This window comes from Phaeobacter cretensis, assembly GCF_047372505.1.
Classification (GTDB): Bacteria; Pseudomonadota; Alphaproteobacteria; order Rhodobacterales; family Rhodobacteraceae; genus Phaeobacter; species Phaeobacter cretensis.
The window spans coordinates 1,645,219-1,663,535 of sequence record NZ_JBKBEU010000001.1; the positions used below are offsets into that span (position 1 = coordinate 1,645,219).

Below are 18,317 nucleotides of genomic sequence, written 5' to 3' on the forward strand. Positions count from 1 at the left end.
ATTACTTTGGAATGCCGCCCATCCAAAACACCCATAAGGAGAGTTGAGCGGCTCCAAACTCCCCCATATTAGCGAATTGTTGATCGCATTCCGCTATGGTTGCTTTCTCGCGATTGCTGTTCCATACGGCGGTACTGGGCCAGCGCTCTTCTTGCGCTCTTCTTGGCCCTAGGTTCTGGTTCATTTGTTCAAGGCCCAAGATGACTGGCATGCTGGATCTGACAGAGGTCCCTAAACGGGACCATGGCGGCAACCTCAGCGCCGCTATTTCGGAATATGGTGGTGTAGCCAGTGACTGGGTCGATATTTCGACCGGGATCAACCCAGTGCCCTATCCGGTAAAAGGGCTTACTACTTCGGATTGGGGGGCTTTGCCAGACCATGCAGCCATGACTGAACTGATTAGCGCTGCGCGACTGTTCTGGAATGTGCCGTCAGGTGCTGCAATCCTACCGGCCCCTGGCGCTTCAGCTCTCATCGCCGCCATTCCCGCACTGGCGGACCCGCGCTGGGTTCACATCACACCACCGACCTATAACGAACACGCCGCGGCTTTCAAAGCGCGAGGATGGCAAACGGTCACCGGCGGCCCAGCAGAGGCCCGCGTGCTGGTTCATCCAAACAATCCAGACGGGCATCAGTGGTGCGCAGATGATGTACAGGCCCCATTGGTAGTAATCGACGAAAGCTTCTGTGATGTCTGTCCGACAGATAGCCTAATGCATCTTGCGGAACGCCCCGGTGTTATCATCCTCAAGAGTTTTGGCAAATTCTGGGGACTTGCTGGGTTACGGCTTGGCTTTGCCATTGGCGACCCTTGCCTGATTGGTGATCTCGCCGCATGGCAGGGGCCTTGGGCGGTTTCTGGCCCCGCTTTGCGCATCGGCGCGACGGCCTTACGAGATGAAGACTGGGCTGCATCCACCCGGACGCGGCTACACCAAGACGCCATGCGTCTGGACGAGATGCTTATCGCAAAAGGTGCTAACCTTGTCGGCGGCACAGATCTTTTTCGTCTCTACGACGTAGACGATGCTGCCGCATGGCAAGCCCAGCTGGCCCGTGCCCATATTTGGACTCGTATCTTTCCATACTCAAAAACCTATCTGCGCCTCGGTTTACCGACAGGTGAAGGCTGGACCCGGCTAGAGGCCGCTCTGTGACAACTGCTTCCCTGCTGATACCGGCCTTATTACTGGATGCAATCTTTGGCGAGCCCCGCTGGCTGTGGTCACGATTGCCTCACCCTGCTGTTCTGATGGGCCGCGCCGTTACAGTGGTTGATCAAACCTTGAATACAGGAAAACACCGGAAGGCGCGCGGTGTGCTCGCTATTGTCGTGTTAGTTGCCTGCGCGGGTTGGCTTGGATGGGTCTTGGCCTTGTTTGGCCCCTTAGTGGAAATTCTAGTGGCGGCTATCCTGCTGGCCCAGCGTTCGTTGTGCCAACATGTCGAGGCCGTAGCCAGTAGCCTTAGCCGCGGTCCCAACGAAGGGAGCACCGCTGTTGCGATGATCGTAAGTCGTGACACCACTGGCATGACGACTCCGCAGATCGTGCGGTCCGCTATTGAAAGCGGTGCTGAAAATTTTTCCGACGGTGTGGTTGCCCCTGCCTTCTGGTTCCTGATCGGCGGATTGCCGGGGCTGATGATATACAAAATCACGAATACCGCCGACAGCATGATTGGCTACAAAACACCCCGCTACCGCAGCTTTGGCTGGGCTGCTGCCCGGCTTGATGACTTGCTAAACCTGATCCCTGCCCGATTGTCCGCGCTAATGATCGCTGTGGTCGGGCGCGTACTGCGCAGCTGGTCTGAGATTGTGAAAGATGCGCGCCGTCACAGATCCCCCAACGCAGGTTGGCCCGAAGCCGCAATGGCACGCGCACTACGGATCGCGCTGGCCGGGCCGCGTTCTTACGATGGCAAAATGCAAGAATTTCCATGGGTCAACGGATCCGGTTCAAGAAGCGCTGGCGCCCACAGCATAAACAAAGCTGTCAGTGTACTATGGGCCACTTGGGCGTTAGGGCTTGCGCTAACGGTTGCCATTGTAGCGCTCTTGTAGCTAACAAGGGGCAGCACCATCGAAAAGGACACGCCCCAGTGTTGCGCTTCAGTATTATTGCCCTCGCCACTACCCTCCTGCCGCTTCAGGTCCACGCCCAATGTGGTGGTGGATTTCGCAACTTTGTCCAGCTGATGAAAGAGGAAGCACTGACAGGAGGGTATGACAGTGCCACTGTAAATCGGTTTTTTCAGAACGTCCGCCAAGACCCCGCTGTCCTGAAAGCCGACCGTGCTCAAGGTGTTTTCCAAAAACCGTTCATCGAGTTTTCACGCCGCCTGATTTCCAAAGGCCGCTTGGATCGCGGCAAAGCGATGTCTCGCAAATATGATGCTACGTTCCGCCGAATTGAGACGACCTATGGTATAGATCGGGGTGTTTTGCTAGCCTTCTGGGCGTTTGAAACCGACTACGGTGCCGTGCAGGGGGACTTCAACACCCTGAATGCGCTTGTCACCTTGTCCCATGACTGCCGTCGGCCAGAATTGTTCCGCCCACAGGTATTCGCGGCACTGGAATTATTCCGCCAAAATGATTTTGATCCCCTTCGTACGACCGGTGCTTGGGCAGGGGAAATCGGAATGGTGCAGATGTTGCCCCGCGATATCCTTGAAAATGGTGTGGATGCGGATGGCGATGGCCATGTAAACCTCAAGACGTCAGCGCCGGATGCTCTGATGTCCGGAGCCAAGATGCTATCACACCTAGGCTGGACCGCGAATGAGCCTTGGATGCAAGAGGTGACAATTCCGGCCAATCTAGATCTGAGACTTAGCGGTGCTTATCGCAAACAGACTGTAGCAGATTGGCAATCTTTGGGCATCAGTCCTCGCTCAGGTAGACTCGCAGATCCCGATACGAAGGCAGCGCTTATCCTGCCACAAGGGCACAAGGGACCTGCATTCCTCGCCTATCCAAACTTTGACGTTTATTTTGAATGGAACCAAAGTTTTACCTACGTTTTGACCGCAGCGTATTTCGCAACCCGGCTGTCGGGCACCGATCCGTATCATGCCGGTACGCCCGATACAGGCCTTACATCCAAGCAGATGGAACAATTGCAACGCAAGCTAAGGACGCGCGGTCATGATGTTGGACATGTCGACGGAATACTAGGAGCCAAGACGCGTATCGCAGTTCAAAAGGAACAAGAGCGCCTTGGGCTGCCCGCCGATGCATGGCCTACCCCGACGCTCCTGTCACGCCTCTAGTCCCCACATGTTGTTTGCGTAAATCGGCCTGCGGCTTGCATAGCTGAATCTAGCGAGTTGCACGCACAGGAAACCTCTGCCCATCAGAGTCGATTACCACTGTGCGTGCACGGTTGGTCACATATTGATCGCACCGCGACGCTCCGTTGACAAATGTGACGCAGACATAGCCGTCTTCGCCGACACGGTAACTGCCCCAGGCTGTCCCTCCGCCGTTTTTAGCGGAATAGGTGTAAGAATAAGCTCCATCTGCCCCGAACAAGGCCTCGCCTTCGTCGTAGAACACAAAAGATCGCCCGGGCAGTGCAGCAAGTGTCTTTGCGCTGTAGGGCTGATCTTCGGCCAACGTTTCTCGTTGCTGCGCCAACAGCAGATCAGGCGCGATATTTGCAACCAGTGAAAGAAAAAAGGCCAGCAGCATGGAATATCTCATACGGCTATCCTAGCGATATTTAACTTAGTTCTGCGTCACGTTTCAGTGACAGCGGGCCTGCGATCACCAGTTGATGAACTCTTCAAAATCCTGAACGATACGTGACCAGTAGCCTAAAAGCTCGGCAAAATCATCGGGGTTCATACCCGTATCGCCTAGATAGACATCCAGTTCCACTCGCGCAGACCCTTCTTCCGAAACGTACGCCCGTCCAAAGCGATTTTCAGTGTTCCATTCGTTGATCTTGACCAGACGAATGCCACCATCGGTTTGATAACCAGAAAAGAACTGGATCGCGTCACAGTTCTTGTTGTCCTCGCAGCCATAGAAGTAGATTGAGAAATCGTTGCCATAGTAGTCGACCGTTAGCTTCGGATCTCCAACATCATCAGCCATGACTTCAAAATCGACACCTTCGGTTTCGAAGAAGTTCGCAAGCGTAGTCGCATCCTTTGCAAGGATGTTCTCAGCGTGCCCCAGACCAGGGAGAGCGATCAGTGCGGCGGCGGTAATTATTGAAAGAAGTTTCATTGCAAATCCTGTCATTGGCGCGGCAACGATAAAACGCCTATCGCACTGGAACAAGGGGTCAGGCGACCATGGCTTCGGCTTTCTTGAGATCAACAGACACAAGCTGGCTAACGCCTTTTTCCTGCATCGTGACTCCAAATAACCGGTCCATACGCGCCATCGTTACGGCATGGTGAGTGATAATCAGAAAGCGTGTATCGGTCTGTCGGCACATCTCGTCGAGCAAATCGCAGAACCGGGTGACATTTGAATCATCCAGTGGCGCATCGACTTCGTCCAACACGCAAATGGGCGCTGGATTAGATAGGAACACCGCAAAGATCAACGCCATGGCAGTCAGCGTCTGTTCACCTCCCGAAAGCAGCGAAAGTGTCGATAGTTTCTTACCTGGAGGTTGACACATGATTTCAAGCCCAGCATCCAGCGGATCGTCGCTTTCGACCATAACGAGGTTGGCCTCACCGCCTCCAAACAGATGCGTAAATAGCATGGTGAAGCTTGCGTTCACCTCCTCGAACGCGGTCAATAGCCGCTCGCGACCTTCGCGATTGAGGCTGGCGATCCCAGCGCGCAATGTTGTTACGGCCTCTTCCAGATCGGCCTTTTCGCGTACCAACTGATCATGCTCGTCCTGCACGGCACGGGCGTCTTCTTCTGCACGTAAGTTTACGGCACCCAGAGCATCGCGCTGGCGTTTGTGGCGATTGACCTCGGCCTCCAGCTCTTCGGAGTTTGGGATATCCTCGGGTGTTGTATCGAGACTGGCCAACAGATCGTCAGGCACTGTCTGCTGTTCCTCGCGGATCCGCGCCTCTGCATGTCCGACAGCCTCACGGGCGGCATCACAGCGAGCTTCTGAACGTGCCCGGGCTTCGCGCGCCTCTGATGCAAGCCGTGCGCACTCACGCTCATTTTGAACTGCATCGCGCAATAGAGTTTCGGCCCCGATAAGCGCGTCAGACGCGACTGCTTTGCGCGCTTCGGCCTCTTCGATGGCAGCATTCAACTCATCGCGGGTCTCAGCAATCTCACTTGGAACTGCAAGCGCCTCTTCCAACTCTTCCTCTGTCGCCCCGCGGCGGTTGGTCAACTCAGCAATGCGTCGCTCGGCGCTGTCCAGTCTGTGACGCCAGCCTGACAAATCCTTGGTGACCTGTTGCCCACGTGCGGTCCGGGTCTCACCTTCACGACGCAACTCATCCTGAGTTGATCGATGTGTGAGCATGGTAATACGCGCCGCTTCGACTGCGTGCTTCACATCCTCGACTTTGGCGCGTGCTTCCGAGAGGTCTTCCAATTCTTCCATCACGGCTTCTGACTCAATCAACTGCGCGCGTGCCGCTGCAGCATCCTCTTCGTGGCGCGCAACTGCAATGCTCAGAGTCTCCAGCTTCCCTTGAGACAGGTTGCGATGGCTTTCCGCCCTGCTCAACGCCCGTGCTGCATCAGCGACACGCTGATCTGCTACGCGACGTGCCTGACGCGCAGCCTGGTCTGCAGCCGTGACCTCTTCCAGCTTGCGCATTAAAAGGTCATGCGCAGCCCGTGCCCCGTCAGCGCGCGCTCCGACATGCTCCATATCTTGCTTTAGCGCTTCCAGACGATTCATCTGCTCAAGCCGTAGCGCAGCTGCACTAGGGGCATCCTCTGCCCATGCACGGAAACCATCCCAACGCCATAGATCGCCTTCTAGTGTCACCAAACGCTGACCAGGTAACAGATGCGAATGAAGGTCCCGTGCCACATCGCCATCAACTAGGCCGACTTGCGAAATCCGGCGATGCAATGCATCAGGACAACTGACATGCAACGAAAGCGGTGTAGCGCCTGAAGGCAAAGTCGCATCACCGTCGTAGGGTGGCAGTGTGACCCAACCACTTGGGCCGTCTATTTCAGCAAGCGGCGCACGCAGATCATCTGCCAGGGCCGCACCAAGCGCCTTTTCATATCCCGCAGCGACGCGCATTTCGTCCAGCACATGACCACCCTCTGCGGTGTCACGTTCAACCAGCTTTGCTAACGCTGTCGCCTCTGCCCGCAGCGCCCCCAATTCTCCTTCCGCTTCAGAACGTCGCGCACGAGCCTCTGCTTCGCGTGATTGGGTATCAGTACGTGCGTCATCTGCTGCGATGAGCGCCTCATCGGCGACTTCCGCGGCCGCGCGTGCCTCTTCTTCAGCTTCGCTTCCAGCCTCAAATGCAACTTCGGCCTCCGCCAATGCTGCGCGGGCAGCTGCCATCGCCTCTCGCGAGCTCCCTCCTTCCTCTTCGGCACGTGTCAACGCACGGCGACAATCCTCATGCTGACGCTGGGCCGACTGGTGCCGAGCTGCAAGCCGAGCAACATCCTCTGTAAGGCTACTGAGATGATTTTCGCGGGCTTGCAGAACCGATCCGGCCTCACGGGTACACTCCGCAGCCTCCGCCATTCGATCGTCATGTCCAACAGAAGCCCGGGCCAATTCACGCTGCTCCCAATCAAGCCGCTCGATCGTCTCGCCAGCATCCCGGTTCAAGCCGCTTTCACGTTCGATATCACGGCCGAGTTGCACGACGCGGCTGGTCAGGGTTTCGATGGTTTGGCGTGCCTGTGCTTCCTGATCGGTCAGAGCATCCCGCTGTACGAACAGTCGCTGTAAAACCGCTGCCGCAATCGCCTCTTCTTCACGCAGAGGTGGAAGCGTGCTCTCTGCCTCAAGCCGTTTTCCATCAGCTACACGTTCCAGCGCTTCCGCCTTGGCCGCCTGAGTTTCACGCGTGCGCAGGATATCCTCCGCCTCGAGCCGCGCATCGTCGGCCTCGCGCCAACGGCGATAGAGCAGCATCCCCTCTGCCCGGCGTAATTGTTCACCAATATCTCGGTATCTCTGAGCCTGACGCGCCTGACGCGCCAATTGAGAAAGCTGCGCAGCCAGCTGTTCTATCACATCATCCACACGCAACAAATTCTGTTCGGTGTTTTTCAGCTTCAACTCGGCTTCATGTCGGCGTTGATACAGGCCAGAGATGCCTGCGGCCTCTTCCAGGATCCGCCGCCGCGCCTTTGGTTTGGCGTTGATCAGCTCAGCAATCTGACCCTGCCGAACCAGCGCCGGTGAATGCGCGCCGGTAGAGGCATCAGCAAACAGCATCTGTACATCACGCGCGCGCACATCTTTTCCGTTGGTCTTATAGGCGCTGCCAACATCACGCGTGATGCGGCGCAATATCTCCAGATTATCGCTTTCATTGAACCCAGAAGGCGCCAGACGCTCGCTGTTGTCGATCTGCAGGCTGACCTCAGCAAAATTACGCGCCGGCCTAGAACTGGTACCGGCAAAGATCACATCTTCCATGCCACCGCCGCGCATCGCCTTCGGGCGGTTTTCACCCATGACCCAACGCAACGCTTCCAACAAGTTCGACTTGCCACAGCCATTCGGCCCGACAACGCCTGTCAGGCCGTCAGCAATCAATAGATCCGTTGGGTCCACAAAGCTCTTGAAGCCGTTCAGTCTGAGTTTCGAGAAGCGCAAGCCGATATCCTATGATTCATTGGGGTCCAAGTGTCATGGGTTTGTTACACCACTGTCAATGTGGCTGCCCCCCAAATCCTATAGGTCAGCACCATATCGCCACCATATATTGTGGATAACTTTCTATTTTTCGGTTTCTCGGCTTGCACAGTCCAATTGACCGACCAAGAGAGCCTGATCCCCCAGAACATTACGAACGGAACAACCACTGGCCAATTCCATCGCTTGTTTGGCCCGGTGACGGATCCCCCCAAGACGTGGCGCATACTGCGGATTGACCCGTACAGCTTCTGCCAATGATCCGCGCAGGCGAACATCAAAAATGCTGTTCCCAACCTCAATCCGCTGTACAGATTGTCTCTGAAAATGCGGGCTCGCTGAACTACAGGCAGCAAGCAATAGAGCAAGAAGAGGTATTACAATCAAGCGCCGGAGAGTAGCTGACCCGATCAGATCTAACATGGGCATCACCGTAGCAACTAAATCGGCATCTTTAGCCGTATGTCAGATCTAACATGGATTTAAGACCATGTCTGCCGAATGACGCTGCCTCTTGCGGTAGTAGAGGGCGCGTGGTCATATGATTTGACCAATCAAACATACTAACAGACCAGACATCATGCCGTTTCAAAAAGTTCAGCCCGAAAAACTCTCTGCGTCAGTGGTACGCCAGATCGAACAGTTCGTTTTAAGGGGCATTCTGACACCGGGTGAGCGCCTGCCTGCCGAACGGGAACTCGCCGAACGCTTAGGCGTCTCTCGTCCGTCATTGCGCGATGCATTGGCTGAGTTGCAAGAACGTGGTCTGCTCATCTCACGTGCCGGTGCAGGCGTATTCGTTGCCGACGTACTTGGCTCCGCGTTCTCTCCGGCACTTGTGCAATTGTTCGCAAGCCACGATGAAGCGGTATTCGATTACCTGAGCTTTCGCCGTGACATGGAGGGCCTGGCCGCCGAACGCGCTGCGAAATACGGATCTGACTACGATCTGCAGGTGATTAAGACTATCTTTGATAAGATGGAACTGGCAGGTGATCCCGCTACTTCTGAGGAAGCGGCAGCGCTAGATGCGCAGTTCCATTCGGCGATAATGGACGCCAGCCACAACGTCGTCATGTTGCATATGATGCGGTCCATGTTCGATCTGCTACGTGAGGGCGTGTTCTACAATCGCCGGATCATGTTTCAGCAGCACACGACCCGTGATGCGCTCCTCGCTCAACACCGCGCGATCAACTCAGCCCTGCAAAACCGTGACCCCCAGGCTGCACGCGCAGCCGTCGAAACTCATCTGGATTACGTAAAACAAGCCCTGACTGATCACCAGCGCTCCCTGCGCAATAGCGAAATCGCAAAGCAACGGCTTCAACATGAAACCGGCAAGCCGTAGGCGACAGAAACTCCCTGTTTCAGCAGCATCAACAGATATGTTCCAAACAAAGAACCCGGCTACATGAGCCGGGTTCTTAACGCGTCCGTATCGACAAGTTTAGTGCAACTTGGCGTTCACATCAGCGATAGCAGCATCGATCAGCTTATTAGCTTCAGTCGCTGTCATCTGTTTTGAGATCACTGCATCCGCAGCTGCAATCGCAACTGTGATTGCCTGATCTCGCACCTCTTTTACTGCAGAATCCTGAGCAGCGGTGATCTGTTCCTCGGCAGCCGTCATACGACGAGCAATCGAGATTTCCAGATCCGCCTTGGCTTGATCTGCAGCTTTGGCTGCGTCTTCACGCGCCGAGGCAACAATACGATCAGCCTGAGCCTGCACTTCCTGATGCTTACGCTCATAAGATGCCAGAACAGTCTGAGCTTCTTCACGCAAGGCCCGAGCCTCTTCGAGGTCCTTTTTGATACCTTCAGCACGTGCATCCAGCTGGTCACCCAGTAGACCGGGTACTTTGGCATAAAGCAGGATACCAATGAACAGCAGGAATGCGAGCGTCACAACGAAGTCGGTGTTGCTCATCGACAGGAATGGACCAGACGCTGCAAAGGCGGGGCTTGTGACACCAAAGGTCAGAGCAATAGCGAGTACTGAACGCATGTTCTTATCCCTTCATCCGGTCGGCAACCGCAGCTGCAACGGCTTTTTCGTCAGCCTTGCCACCAAAGGTAGCGACGATTTCGGCGGCAGTTTCAACCGCAACAGCTTCGATACTGGCGATTGCGCCTTCCTTGATCTCAGCAATCAAGGCTTCTGATTCCGCTGCTTTGGCCGATATCTGAGCATCTGCTTTAGCGATGGCCTCATCCAGATCTACCTGGATTTCAGCACGGGTTTCAGCAGCAATGCGCTGAGCCTCGGCACGGGCATTTGTCAGAGCCTGATTGTAAGCGGTTTCGGCCTCAACGGCTTTGGCTTTAAGGTCTTCAGCCGCGGCGAGGTCGTTGGTGATGGTTCCCTGGCGCTCGGCCAACACTGCCGCAATGCGAGGCAGCGCGATGCGCGACAGGATAAAATAGATCACGACGAGCGTGACCACGAGCCAGAAGATCTGGTTCGCATAGGTCGAGAAGTCGAGTTGCGGCATGCCGCCCGAACCGTGGGCGGCCTCTGCGGCACCGTGACCTGCGTCCTGCGTCTGAGTTGCCATGTCGTCCTCCTAGGGAACTTGCCGTTACACCGGGCAACGCGGGAATCCACACCGCCCGGCCGTAAGGAAAATGGTTCCGAAGGTTCTTAGACGGCGAACATCAGCAGCAGAGCAACCAGGAACGAGAAGATGCCCAGAGCTTCTGCAAATGCGATGCCGATGAAGAGTGTTGCGGTCTGCGACGCAGCCGCGGAGGGGTTGCGCAGTGCGCCTGCCAGGAAGTTGGCTGCAACATTGCCAACGCCCAGTGCAGCAATACCAGTACCCATGCCAGCCAGGCCAGCGCCGATGTGTGCGAGTTCGCCTTCCATTGTGTATCTCCTTACGATTGGAAGTTGAGGATCTTAGTGTTCAGACCTATCCGTGCCTTAGTGCGACGGATGCAGCGCGTCCTTCAGGTACACGCAGGTCAGAATGGTGAATACGTAAGCCTGAATAAAGGCCACGAGAACTTCGAGTGCGTACACTGCGGTGATGGCAAAGATCGGCAGGAAGCTGAACAGGCCCAGCGCGCCTGCAAAACCTGCGAATACCTTCAGAACCGCGTGGCCAGCCATGACATTACCCGCAAGACGGATGCAGTGGCTGACAGGACGCACGAAGTAGGAAATCAATTCGATGATGGCAAGGACCGGACGCAGCGCGAGCGGTGCGGAGCTGACCCAGAACAAGCCCAGAAACTTGGTACCGTGCAGCACAAAGCCGGTGACGGTAACGGTCACAAACACCAACATCGCCAGAACAGCGGTCACTGCAAAATGCGAGGTGCTGGTAAAGCTCATAGGCAGCAAGCCAAGCATGTTGGCGGTCAAGATGAACATGAACAGGGTCATGATATACGGAAAGAACTTCAGGCCATCTTTGCCGGTAACATCTTCTACCATCTTGTAGATGAAGCCATAGGCCAGCTCAGCAACCGACTGAATTCGCGAAGGTACGATTGCACGCTTGGAGGATCCCAGCACCATAAGTGCAAAGATTGCGACAATCGCCAGCCCCATCCATAGGGTCGCGTTGGTCGGTGTGTAGAAGTTCAGCTCATCTGCGCCACCCAGTGGCTTGATCAGAAACTGGTCAGTCGGGTGGATCTGCAAACCCGGAATAGCGGGTGCAAAGAACAGCCCAGACGCAAGTACCAGCAGAAATGCCGCTCCAAAGATTAGTTTACCCATTGTCCCGTTTCTCCTGTCGCCGGGGGATCAATCCCGGTCCTGCGCATCTTGTTCGGCCTCTTCGGCCAGTTTCTTTTCCTGGATCTCTTGCGCGCTGCGGAGCATCGTTTTCACCCCGGCCGCCAAACCCAGCATCGTGAAAAGCACCAGAAAAATCGGAATGGTCCCAAGCAGAAGGTCCAATCCGTATCCAATGCCAAAGCCGATCATCAGACCAGCCACCAATTCAATCACCATTCTCCAGGCATCACTTGCCGTTGAATAATGCTCATCTACGCGCGGCTTGGGCTCTTGAGCCTTACGCGCCTCTGCCAACTTGGCCTCTAGCTGCGCCAAGCGCTGCTTGTTTGGCTCATGCGACACGGGCGCCATCCTCACGTGAATTCTAGGTGCGGTGCTAAGGAGTCCTTGGCTAGGAGTCAACAACCCAGATCCCAAAGAAGAAGTTGATCCAAGTCATTGATTTAAAATTACTTTTTCAAACTTTATATTTGCCCTGACTAACATATGTCGACTACTGGTGCGAATTTCGCACATCGAACCCATATTCAACCAATAGGTTGATTTTACCAAAGGGTCGGTTTGCCACGGATCTTGCGCATCAATCGTCCATCGATCAGCACCAGACCAACCAGGATCGCGAACATCCCCGCCAGTTGTTCAATTTTGATCGGCTCATGCAACACCCAGGCCCCCATGGCCAAGGCCGAAACCGGTGCGATCAAAGTTGGCAACGTGATGTTGGTGGGCCCGACCTTGGGCAGAACCCAATAAAACAAGATGAATGCAGCGGCAGTCAGGATAAAACCGATTATCAGCAGCGCCGCCCAGGTTTCCAATCGGGTGATAACCGGCGTTCCCTCCACCCACAGGGCCAATGGCGATATCGCCGCCGTCGCACCGGTTAGAGCAATAGCCACAAGCACGACCGGATCCATATCGCGGAATTGCCGGGCGATATTCACCGAGAACGCATAGCACAAAGGTGCACACAGCGTTATCAACACCGCCCAGATCTCAGACTGCCTACCGCCCTGCATCAACGGCAAAGATAGCACAACAATGCCGAAGAAGCCGAAGAGAACACCCATCGATTTCTGCCAGGTGGCACGTTCGCCACCAGGCCAGAAATGTGCCACCAACACCGCAAGTGCCGGAGTAAAGGCGTTGAGAATGCCGGCCACGCCGCTCGCGATATGTTGTTGCCCCAAAGCATAGAAGGCAAACGGTGCTGCGTAGCTCAGCCCCCCAAAGCCGAACAGTGCAAACCAGCTCCCAGGCGTGTCTGGAACGCGCTTTCGGGCTGCAAACACATAGACCCAGCAACCCAATGCCCCAAAACCGACGCGCCCCATTGAAACAGACAAAGGCCCCAACTCGCGCAGCAAAACAGCGTTGAACATGAATGACATGCCCCAGCCGATACCCAGTACAAAGATCGCTACCCAGTATTTTAGTGCCATGTTGCGCCTCTCCAAATTCGCGATCTTACTTTCAGGCCATATGCCGGGCTCGGCGTGGGATTGTCGACCCGGTTGTTGCGGTTTAGGTGTGTCGACATGAGCCACACTCTTGATATAGTCTTTGCCGCGCTTGCGGATCCCACCCGGCGCAGCATCCTAACCATGCTGCTGGAAGACGATATGGCCGTCACCGATGTGGCTGATCCCTTTGAAATGTCTTTGGCTGCGATTTCAAAGCATCTGACCATCCTGACGCGCGCGGGTTTGATCACGCAGGAAAAACGCGGGCGGGTTAAGTGGTGTAAACTGCAACCAGACGCCATGCGCACGGCAACTGTCTGGATGCAGGGTTTCGGCCAGTTTGAGCCAGTTAATCTGGATGCTTTCGAACGGTTTCTGGAAACAGAGTTAGATGACCAGAGTACCAACGACTCTTTCGAGTGACAGGCATCATCCCGACTGTGTGGCTGTCAAAGGCACGGAGTCGTCCCTCAGCAAGAGCCAAAGCGCCCAACACGTGCAAAGGATACCAAGCACAACGACAGCACTCGGCGCTGGACGGCCCAGCGCTATCTCCCACAGCATCACCCAGCTTGGCGTCAGATAGGTATAGGCCATAACCTTGGCCGACGGCAGATGCAGCGTCGCATATTGCAGCAGCACAAACGTCGCTGCGCTGGCGATCAGTGCAACATACAGCAATACCAACCACACAAGCGGAGAGAGCCCGGCCCAATCAGTTGCGCGGATATCAGACCAACCTACGGCCAGCAGAATCATTGCACCCGCCACCAACATACCAAAGGTAAATACCACCGCAGGCTCGCCCCGGTTCAACAACCGCACCATTGGTGTATAAAGCGCATGGGCCACGCAGCCCAAGAAATATATCATTTCGCCTCGACCAGTTTCAAAGGCCCAGATCGCCTCCGGATCACCACGGAATATAACCCAGATTGCGCCTATGGCACCGATAGACAGCGCCAGGGCCATGCGCCCGGTTGTCGCCTGCCGCAATAACACCCAGCCAAACACTGCAGTCAGTACAGGTGTCAGTGTAAAGACTGCAGCCGTGCTTACTGGGGCGGCGGTTTGCAGCCCGTAGAACATCAACACAAAATAGATCGCAAACAGCGCACCCAACACGATGAAACGCCAAGGTGCCCGAAAATCCTTACGCCGCAAGCCATGGGTAAGCTGGGCCGCGATACCGATGACTACCGCAGCGATCACAAACCGTACGGCATTGAGGGCCATAGGGGCGATATCATTCGCCACCATTGAACCTAGAGAAAACGACCCCGCTACAAGGGCCGAAAAAAACAACATCGCCAAGTGTCCGCGATAGTGGGAACTCATACAGCCCAGGCCTTCGCTTCTGCCTTCAAGAAACTAAGAAAGCTCTGTACTTTGGTAGTGCGATGCAGATCGACATGGGTAACCAGCCATAGCTCGCTGATCCATTCCGGCAGCGGATCCATCACCTGGATCAGCTCTGGATGACGGGCAGCTTCCCACCGCGTCATGAACCCTACACCCGCACCCGCCAGTAGGGCATCGTGCATCGAAACCGAATTCACACATCGAAACGAAAGGGCTGCTTCAGGCGCGTGGGCGCGTAGCCAGCGCGAATAAGGGGCGCGGCTGTCTACGTCGTCATTACATATGAACCGGTGATTGGGCATATCTTCTACACCCTTTAGCGGACCATAGCGCTCCAGATAGGACGCGCTGGCATAAAGCCCGTGCTGTTGCGTCATTAAAGGCTGCACCACATTGTCTGGCTGATCCGGCGGAGAACCAGCCCGGATCGCCACATGTGCCTCGCCATATTCCAACCGAAACAAGCGACTGCCGGTTAGGAAGCGGATCAAAAGTTCGGGATACTGGCGCTGAAACTCAGTGAGAGCTGGAACCAGTATTCCCGACATCCCTGACAAAGAGGTCACAACCAGTTCGCCTGAAACAGCGTCGCCGTGCCCCTTCAACCGCCCAACCAATTGACCAAACTGATCATCAGTTGCCTGCGCAACCCTCAGAAGATCCTGGCCGGCCTCTGTCGGCGTATAGCCCCGGGCATGACGCTGGAACAATTTGACGCCCAAGCGCGCCTCGATGGCATCGACATGACGAATAACTGTAGCGTGATGCACACCCAGCACCTCGGCCGCTCCACTAACGGTCCCCATCCGCGCCACCTGATACGCCGTGCGTACCTCGTCCCAGTTTTCCATAGCCATCTCTCAATTGCGCGTGGTTTTACGCAAATATGCACATTCCATCCGGAGCAACCAGCGAAAGGTGCAAATCTGCCCATCCGGAGCAACCAGCGAAAGGTGCAAATCTGCGCGCAGCGACATCGAACGGTCCGGCGCCTCAAATCCAGGTGATCGTCACCCCCAGGCGTTCCATCACGTCCAAGAACGCCGACTGCGTTAGCGCAACGGTGCGATCGTTGACCAAAGGATGCATATACACCAAGTCCGCTTTTTGCCCAGCTTGGTCCATATAGAAATTCACTCCATTGCTGGCGCCATTAATCATCGCAAGCGGAGTGACTGCCCCCGGTCGCACACCAAGGGTCTCGAACAGTCGATCCGGAGAACCAAACGACAGATTTCCGAGCCCTAGTTCAGCAGCTAGGCTTTTGAGATCGACATCGCGATCCTGTTCCAGACTGATAAGGTGATTTCGCTTTTTCTTGTCTCGCAGGTAGAGGTTCTTCAAACGTAGCGCCGCCTCACCGGTCTGCACAAAACCTGCCTCAACAGCCTTTGCATCCTCTACCGTGCGCAGCGGTGTATGATGGTATAGCTGATAGGTGATCCCCCATTCGTCCAGTTGCGCCAGAAGCGCATCGGATGAAAACGGCAAACTATCCTGAAACTGAGATGATGCGTCCATTCTGGCCTCTTTGATCTGCACATCGAATATAGCGCACAGATCAATGCCAAAGCGGCGGTAATGCAAGGCGACAACCGGGATTTTCGCACGTTACTCCCATGCAAGAAGCTAACCAGACCGAACTAGATCCCTCGCGCCTCTTCATAGTGGCCAAATCCACTAGAAAACCAAGCCGTACCACGGGTCGCGCTGGCAAGACTACTGGTGAGTTGATCTCGGGCGGCAACTGGCATCAAGGTCTCGAACACGTCCCAGCCTGCGGCCCTGGGATGAGAGGCAAAACCAAGGATCTGCCCCTGCATACTACTAACAACCGGTACCAGCCCGCCGGTAAAGACCGAAGGGACATGGATTTCGACACGCATGATCGGTTGCAACACAACTGACCCCGCATCGACCAGCGCCCCGCGCACAGCAAAATTACCAGCGGTCCGGAACGCATAGTCGGAACTGTCGACTGAATGATGTTTGCCATCCTCCAGAACCACCCGAACGTCTACCACCGGATGGCCATTGACGCCCGCGGCCAATGCATCGCGTGCGCCGGCTTCAACAGAAGGGATATAACCCTTGGGTACAACGCCACCTTTCACCATATCCGTGAACTCAAAGCCCGATCCACGCGCTGCCGGCGCGATGCTCAACACGACATCTGCAAATTGGCCTGCGCCGCCGGACTGCTTACGGTGGCGGTAGTGAGTGGTGGCTGTCCGGGCAACGGTCTCTCTCAGAGGAGGCAAAACCGGATCATCACTTACATCAATATCAAATGCCCCCCGCAGCAGCGCTAAAATACGCCGCAAGTGCAGCGGCCCCTGTAGGTGGAGCCGCGCATTGCCGCTAACTTCGTCCTGATCAACCTCTAGCCCCGGCTCCACCTCGGCGATTCGCTCCAAAGCCGAGGTCAGACGGACATCATCGCGATCATGCACAGGCATGATAATCCGCTGATAGCTTGAAGGGCGGGGGTGCGCCCAATCCGGCAACTCCAAAGCATGGTCTTTTGAATAGGAGTAACCCAGATTTAGATGATCGGATTTTAGAACCTGCCCGATTTCGCCAGACCCCAAGTTAGCAGCAGAAGAAGTCCCAGAGTTCACCCTTTTATTTGCACGCGGGATGCCATCCCCCACGTTGTCCTGCTCTCTCAGTGCATTCTTGATCACCCCCAAACTGTTTCCACCAACCTGCGCACCAGCTGCTACAGGCGATTGCAGAGCACGAACCACAACAGTCTTTCCCAGATGTTTTACAAGATCGCCGATACAGCCTACTGCCAATGCTGAACCGTCTGTCGCGAGTCTCTGTGCCGCAACCTCTACCGTAGGAGCTTCATGACGCAGAGATTTCATAAGCCGCAGAATACCATTCCGGTGCAACGCAGATCCCAGCAACGCCGGGATAAGATCACTATGCTGCAAGACGCGGGTGGCAACATCATAGACAGCTTCTGTCAGCGGTTTCCGATCATCGATCAGCTGTTCCAGCAATTCATCATCATAGTCTGCCAATGCTTCCAGCATCTCTCCACGAGCCTGACGTTCACGTACATGAATGCTGTCCGGAAAGGCGACCAAGGCTGACGATTGACCGTGCTGATACTTCCATGCACGTTCAGAGATAAGATCCACGGCTCCGATCACATCACCACTCGCCCGCATCGGGATCTGGCGCAGCACAATGCTATGGCGACAGTAGGTTTGCAGCGCAGCCACAACATCCGCCACACGCCCTTTTGCCTGATCCATACGGTTGATAAAAAGAAAGGCGGGAATGCCCGCCTCTTCAATCATCCGCAAATAGGGCGCGGCCAGTACACCGGCTTCGGGATCAGCTGGCACACAGATCACCGCTGCATCGCTGGCAGCAAGTGTAGGACCGGCGATGGACAGATTCTCAACACCGCCTGCGACATCGATCACTCCCCAAGCCTCATTCATAAAACGGAAGGTTCGCAGATCCGCCACGCCGTTGGCTTGCTGCGGTTTATGTTCAGGCTCCTCAAGCGCTGCCAAAGCGGTCGCCAACTCGGTTTTTCCAGAATGGGAGGGACCCACAATCGTAAATACACGCATCTGTCTTGATCCTTCTGATGGCTGCAAGGCCGCCCGATGAAGGAGTGCGACAGGAATGCCGCTCCAGATGCCTGCTGTTAACTGCCTCATCCATGACGGTATCAGGCCGTCACAGCGTCACGGCACGCGCCCGACGCCATCTGAGGATACGCATCCCTTTACCATTTGCCGCTTAGGGAACGTTTATGCAGATTGCTGCAGGCCCGCCCGTACCAATTTACAATCTCTCAGTGGTGCACCCTCCGTCAACCGTTGCACACAGTGCATGGCGGATCGGCGTGCTGCTTCAGCTTCTCTCGTCGGGTTGACTCATCGCAGCCAAAGGCGTAACCGGTGCTGCAAA

19 protein-coding genes are annotated in these 18,317 nt (G+C 55.6%); 5 read left to right on the forward strand and 14 right to left on the reverse strand.

Annotation, left to right across the window (positions count from 1 at the left end; genetic code table 11):
- Positions 1-209 precede the first annotated feature (209 nt).
- From ACEWZM_RS07975 to ACEWZM_RS07985, 3 genes are read left to right on the forward strand one after another with little or no spacing between them, the layout of a single operon-like run.
- Positions 210-1,163: a threonine-phosphate decarboxylase gene (locus ACEWZM_RS07975; protein ID WP_414005928.1), complete on the forward strand. Its 954-nt coding sequence runs from the start codon at positions 210-212 to the stop codon at positions 1,161-1,163.
- Positions 1,160-2,071: an adenosylcobinamide-phosphate synthase CbiB gene (gene cbiB / locus ACEWZM_RS07980; protein ID WP_414005929.1), complete on the forward strand. Its 912-nt coding sequence runs from the start codon at positions 1,160-1,162 to the stop codon at positions 2,069-2,071. Before ACEWZM_RS07975 ends, cbiB begins: the two co-directional genes overlap by 4 nt.
- Positions 2,072-2,109: 38 nt before the next feature.
- Positions 2,110-3,282, forward strand: coding sequence for a lytic murein transglycosylase (locus ACEWZM_RS07985; RefSeq protein WP_414005930.1), 1,173 nt, complete (start codon positions 2,110-2,112; stop codon positions 3,280-3,282).
- A gap of 49 nt (positions 3,283-3,331) precedes the next feature.
- Here the strand turns inward: ACEWZM_RS07985 and ACEWZM_RS07990 are convergent, their stop codons facing one another.
- The 4 genes from ACEWZM_RS07990 to ACEWZM_RS08005 form a co-directional block, all read right to left on the reverse strand.
- On the reverse strand, positions 3,332-3,715 hold the full coding sequence (locus tag ACEWZM_RS07990; RefSeq protein WP_414005931.1) for a hypothetical protein: 384 nt from the start codon (positions 3,713-3,715) through the stop codon (positions 3,332-3,334).
- Positions 3,716-3,778: 63 nt separating this feature from the next.
- Positions 3,779-4,246: a YbjN domain-containing protein gene (locus ACEWZM_RS07995; protein ID WP_414005932.1), complete on the reverse strand. Its 468-nt coding sequence runs from the start codon at positions 4,244-4,246 to the stop codon at positions 3,779-3,781.
- 58 nt (positions 4,247-4,304) lie between these two features.
- The gene (gene smc / locus ACEWZM_RS08000) at positions 4,305-7,760 is read right to left on the reverse strand and encodes a chromosome segregation protein SMC (protein ID WP_414005933.1); all 3,456 of its coding nucleotides are present in this window, start codon (positions 7,758-7,760) and stop codon (positions 4,305-4,307) included.
- A 123-nt stretch (positions 7,761-7,883) separates the two neighbouring features.
- The gene (locus ACEWZM_RS08005) at positions 7,884-8,222 is read right to left on the reverse strand and encodes a hypothetical protein (RefSeq protein ID WP_414005934.1); all 339 of its coding nucleotides are present in this window, start codon (positions 8,220-8,222) and stop codon (positions 7,884-7,886) included.
- A 157-nt stretch (positions 8,223-8,379) separates the two neighbouring features.
- Between ACEWZM_RS08005 and ACEWZM_RS08010 the strand changes: the two genes are divergently transcribed.
- Positions 8,380-9,150: a FadR/GntR family transcriptional regulator gene (locus ACEWZM_RS08010; RefSeq protein WP_414005935.1), complete on the forward strand. Its 771-nt coding sequence runs from the start codon at positions 8,380-8,382 to the stop codon at positions 9,148-9,150.
- Between the two features lie 99 nt (positions 9,151-9,249).
- On the opposite strand, the gene ACEWZM_RS08015 is transcribed toward ACEWZM_RS08010, so the two are convergent.
- The 6 genes from ACEWZM_RS08015 to ACEWZM_RS08040 form a co-directional block, all read right to left on the reverse strand.
- Positions 9,250-9,810 (reverse strand): F0F1 ATP synthase subunit B, encoded by a 561-nt coding sequence (locus ACEWZM_RS08015; protein WP_414005936.1) that lies wholly within the window; start codon positions 9,808-9,810, stop codon positions 9,250-9,252.
- 4 nt (positions 9,811-9,814) lie between these two features.
- Positions 9,815-10,360 (reverse strand): F0F1 ATP synthase subunit B', encoded by a 546-nt coding sequence (locus ACEWZM_RS08020; RefSeq protein WP_414005937.1) that lies wholly within the window; start codon positions 10,358-10,360, stop codon positions 9,815-9,817.
- An 86-nt stretch (positions 10,361-10,446) separates the two neighbouring features.
- The gene (locus tag ACEWZM_RS08025; RefSeq protein ID WP_008562443.1) at positions 10,447-10,671 is read right to left on the reverse strand and encodes a F0F1 ATP synthase subunit C; all 225 of its coding nucleotides are present in this window, start codon (positions 10,669-10,671) and stop codon (positions 10,447-10,449) included.
- Between the two features lie 57 nt (positions 10,672-10,728).
- Positions 10,729-11,532 carry a F0F1 ATP synthase subunit A gene (locus ACEWZM_RS08030; protein ID WP_414005938.1) on the reverse strand — a complete coding sequence of 268 codons (804 nt, stop codon included), beginning with the start codon at positions 11,530-11,532 and terminating at the stop codon, positions 10,729-10,731.
- A 27-nt stretch (positions 11,533-11,559) separates the two neighbouring features.
- A complete protein-coding gene (locus ACEWZM_RS08035; RefSeq protein ID WP_414007982.1) occupies positions 11,560-11,904 on the reverse strand; it encodes an AtpZ/AtpI family protein in 345 nt (114 codons plus the stop codon).
- A 194-nt stretch (positions 11,905-12,098) separates the two neighbouring features.
- The gene (locus tag ACEWZM_RS08040; protein ID WP_414005939.1) at positions 12,099-12,995 is read right to left on the reverse strand and encodes a DMT family transporter; all 897 of its coding nucleotides are present in this window, start codon (positions 12,993-12,995) and stop codon (positions 12,099-12,101) included.
- 96 nt (positions 12,996-13,091) lie between these two features.
- Between ACEWZM_RS08040 and ACEWZM_RS08045 the strand changes: the two genes are divergently transcribed.
- The gene (locus ACEWZM_RS08045) at positions 13,092-13,439 is read left to right on the forward strand and encodes an ArsR/SmtB family transcription factor (RefSeq protein ID WP_414005940.1); all 348 of its coding nucleotides are present in this window, start codon (positions 13,092-13,094) and stop codon (positions 13,437-13,439) included.
- Positions 13,440-13,445: 6 nt separating this feature from the next.
- Here ACEWZM_RS08045 and ACEWZM_RS08050 read toward each other — a convergent pair whose 3' ends face one another.
- The 4 genes from ACEWZM_RS08050 to ACEWZM_RS08065 form a co-directional block, all read right to left on the reverse strand.
- Positions 13,446-14,354: a DMT family transporter gene (locus tag ACEWZM_RS08050; RefSeq protein ID WP_414005941.1), complete on the reverse strand. Its 909-nt coding sequence runs from the start codon at positions 14,352-14,354 to the stop codon at positions 13,446-13,448.
- On the reverse strand, positions 14,351-15,229 hold the full coding sequence (locus tag ACEWZM_RS08055) for a LysR family transcriptional regulator (RefSeq protein ID WP_414005942.1): 879 nt from the start codon (positions 15,227-15,229) through the stop codon (positions 14,351-14,353). Before ACEWZM_RS08055 ends, ACEWZM_RS08050 begins: the two co-directional genes overlap by 4 nt.
- Before the next feature lie 142 nt (positions 15,230-15,371).
- Complete coding sequence (locus ACEWZM_RS08060; RefSeq protein ID WP_414005943.1) at positions 15,372-15,899, reverse strand: prolyl-tRNA synthetase associated domain-containing protein; 528 nt, start codon at positions 15,897-15,899, stop codon at positions 15,372-15,374.
- Positions 15,900-16,021: 122 nt separating this feature from the next.
- Positions 16,022-17,974, reverse strand: coding sequence for an elongation factor G (locus ACEWZM_RS08065; protein ID WP_414005944.1), 1,953 nt, complete (start codon positions 17,972-17,974; stop codon positions 16,022-16,024).
- Positions 17,975-18,317 lie beyond the last annotated feature (343 nt).

Bases quoted from the DNA above. Each gene is read 5' to 3' on its own strand.
- ACEWZM_RS08030 (WP_414005938.1), bottom strand. From the start codon at position 11,532: ATGGGTAAACTAATCTTTGGAGCGGCATTTCTGCTGGTACTTGCGTCT.
- ACEWZM_RS08015 (WP_414005936.1), bottom strand. From the start codon at position 9,810: ATGCGTTCAGTACTCGCTATTGCTCTGACCTTTGGTGTCACAAGCCCC.
- ACEWZM_RS08040 (WP_414005939.1), bottom strand. From the start codon at position 12,995: ATGGCACTAAAATACTGGGTAGCGATCTTTGTACTGGGTATCGGCTGG.
- ACEWZM_RS08065 (WP_414005944.1), bottom strand. From the start codon at position 17,974: ATGCGTGTATTTACGATTGTGGGTCCCTCCCATTCTGGAAAAACCGAG.
- ACEWZM_RS08060 (WP_414005943.1), bottom strand. From the start codon at position 15,899: ATGGACGCATCATCTCAGTTTCAGGATAGTTTGCCGTTTTCATCCGAT.
- ACEWZM_RS08035 (WP_414007982.1), bottom strand. From the start codon at position 11,904: ATGGCGCCCGTGTCGCATGAGCCAAACAAGCAGCGCTTGGCGCAGCTA.
- ACEWZM_RS08020 (WP_414005937.1), bottom strand. From the start codon at position 10,360: ATGGCAACTCAGACGCAGGACGCAGGTCACGGTGCCGCAGAGGCCGCC.
- ACEWZM_RS08050 (WP_414005941.1), bottom strand. From the start codon at position 14,354: ATGAGTTCCCACTATCGCGGACACTTGGCGATGTTGTTTTTTTCGGCC.
- ACEWZM_RS07975 (WP_414005928.1), top strand. From the start codon at position 210: ATGCTGGATCTGACAGAGGTCCCTAAACGGGACCATGGCGGCAACCTC.
- ACEWZM_RS08005 (WP_414005934.1), bottom strand. From the start codon at position 8,222: ATGTTAGATCTGATCGGGTCAGCTACTCTCCGGCGCTTGATTGTAATA.
- ACEWZM_RS08045 (WP_414005940.1), top strand. From the start codon at position 13,092: ATGAGCCACACTCTTGATATAGTCTTTGCCGCGCTTGCGGATCCCACC.
- ACEWZM_RS08055 (WP_414005942.1), bottom strand. From the start codon at position 15,229: ATGGAAAACTGGGACGAGGTACGCACGGCGTATCAGGTGGCGCGGATG.
- ACEWZM_RS07995 (WP_414005932.1), bottom strand. From the start codon at position 4,246: ATGAAACTTCTTTCAATAATTACCGCCGCCGCACTGATCGCTCTCCCT.
- ACEWZM_RS08010 (WP_414005935.1), top strand. From the start codon at position 8,380: ATGCCGTTTCAAAAAGTTCAGCCCGAAAAACTCTCTGCGTCAGTGGTA.
- ACEWZM_RS07990 (WP_414005931.1), bottom strand. From the start codon at position 3,715: ATGAGATATTCCATGCTGCTGGCCTTTTTTCTTTCACTGGTTGCAAAT.
- ACEWZM_RS08025 (WP_008562443.1), bottom strand. From the start codon at position 10,671: ATGGAAGGCGAACTCGCACACATCGGCGCTGGCCTGGCTGGCATGGGT.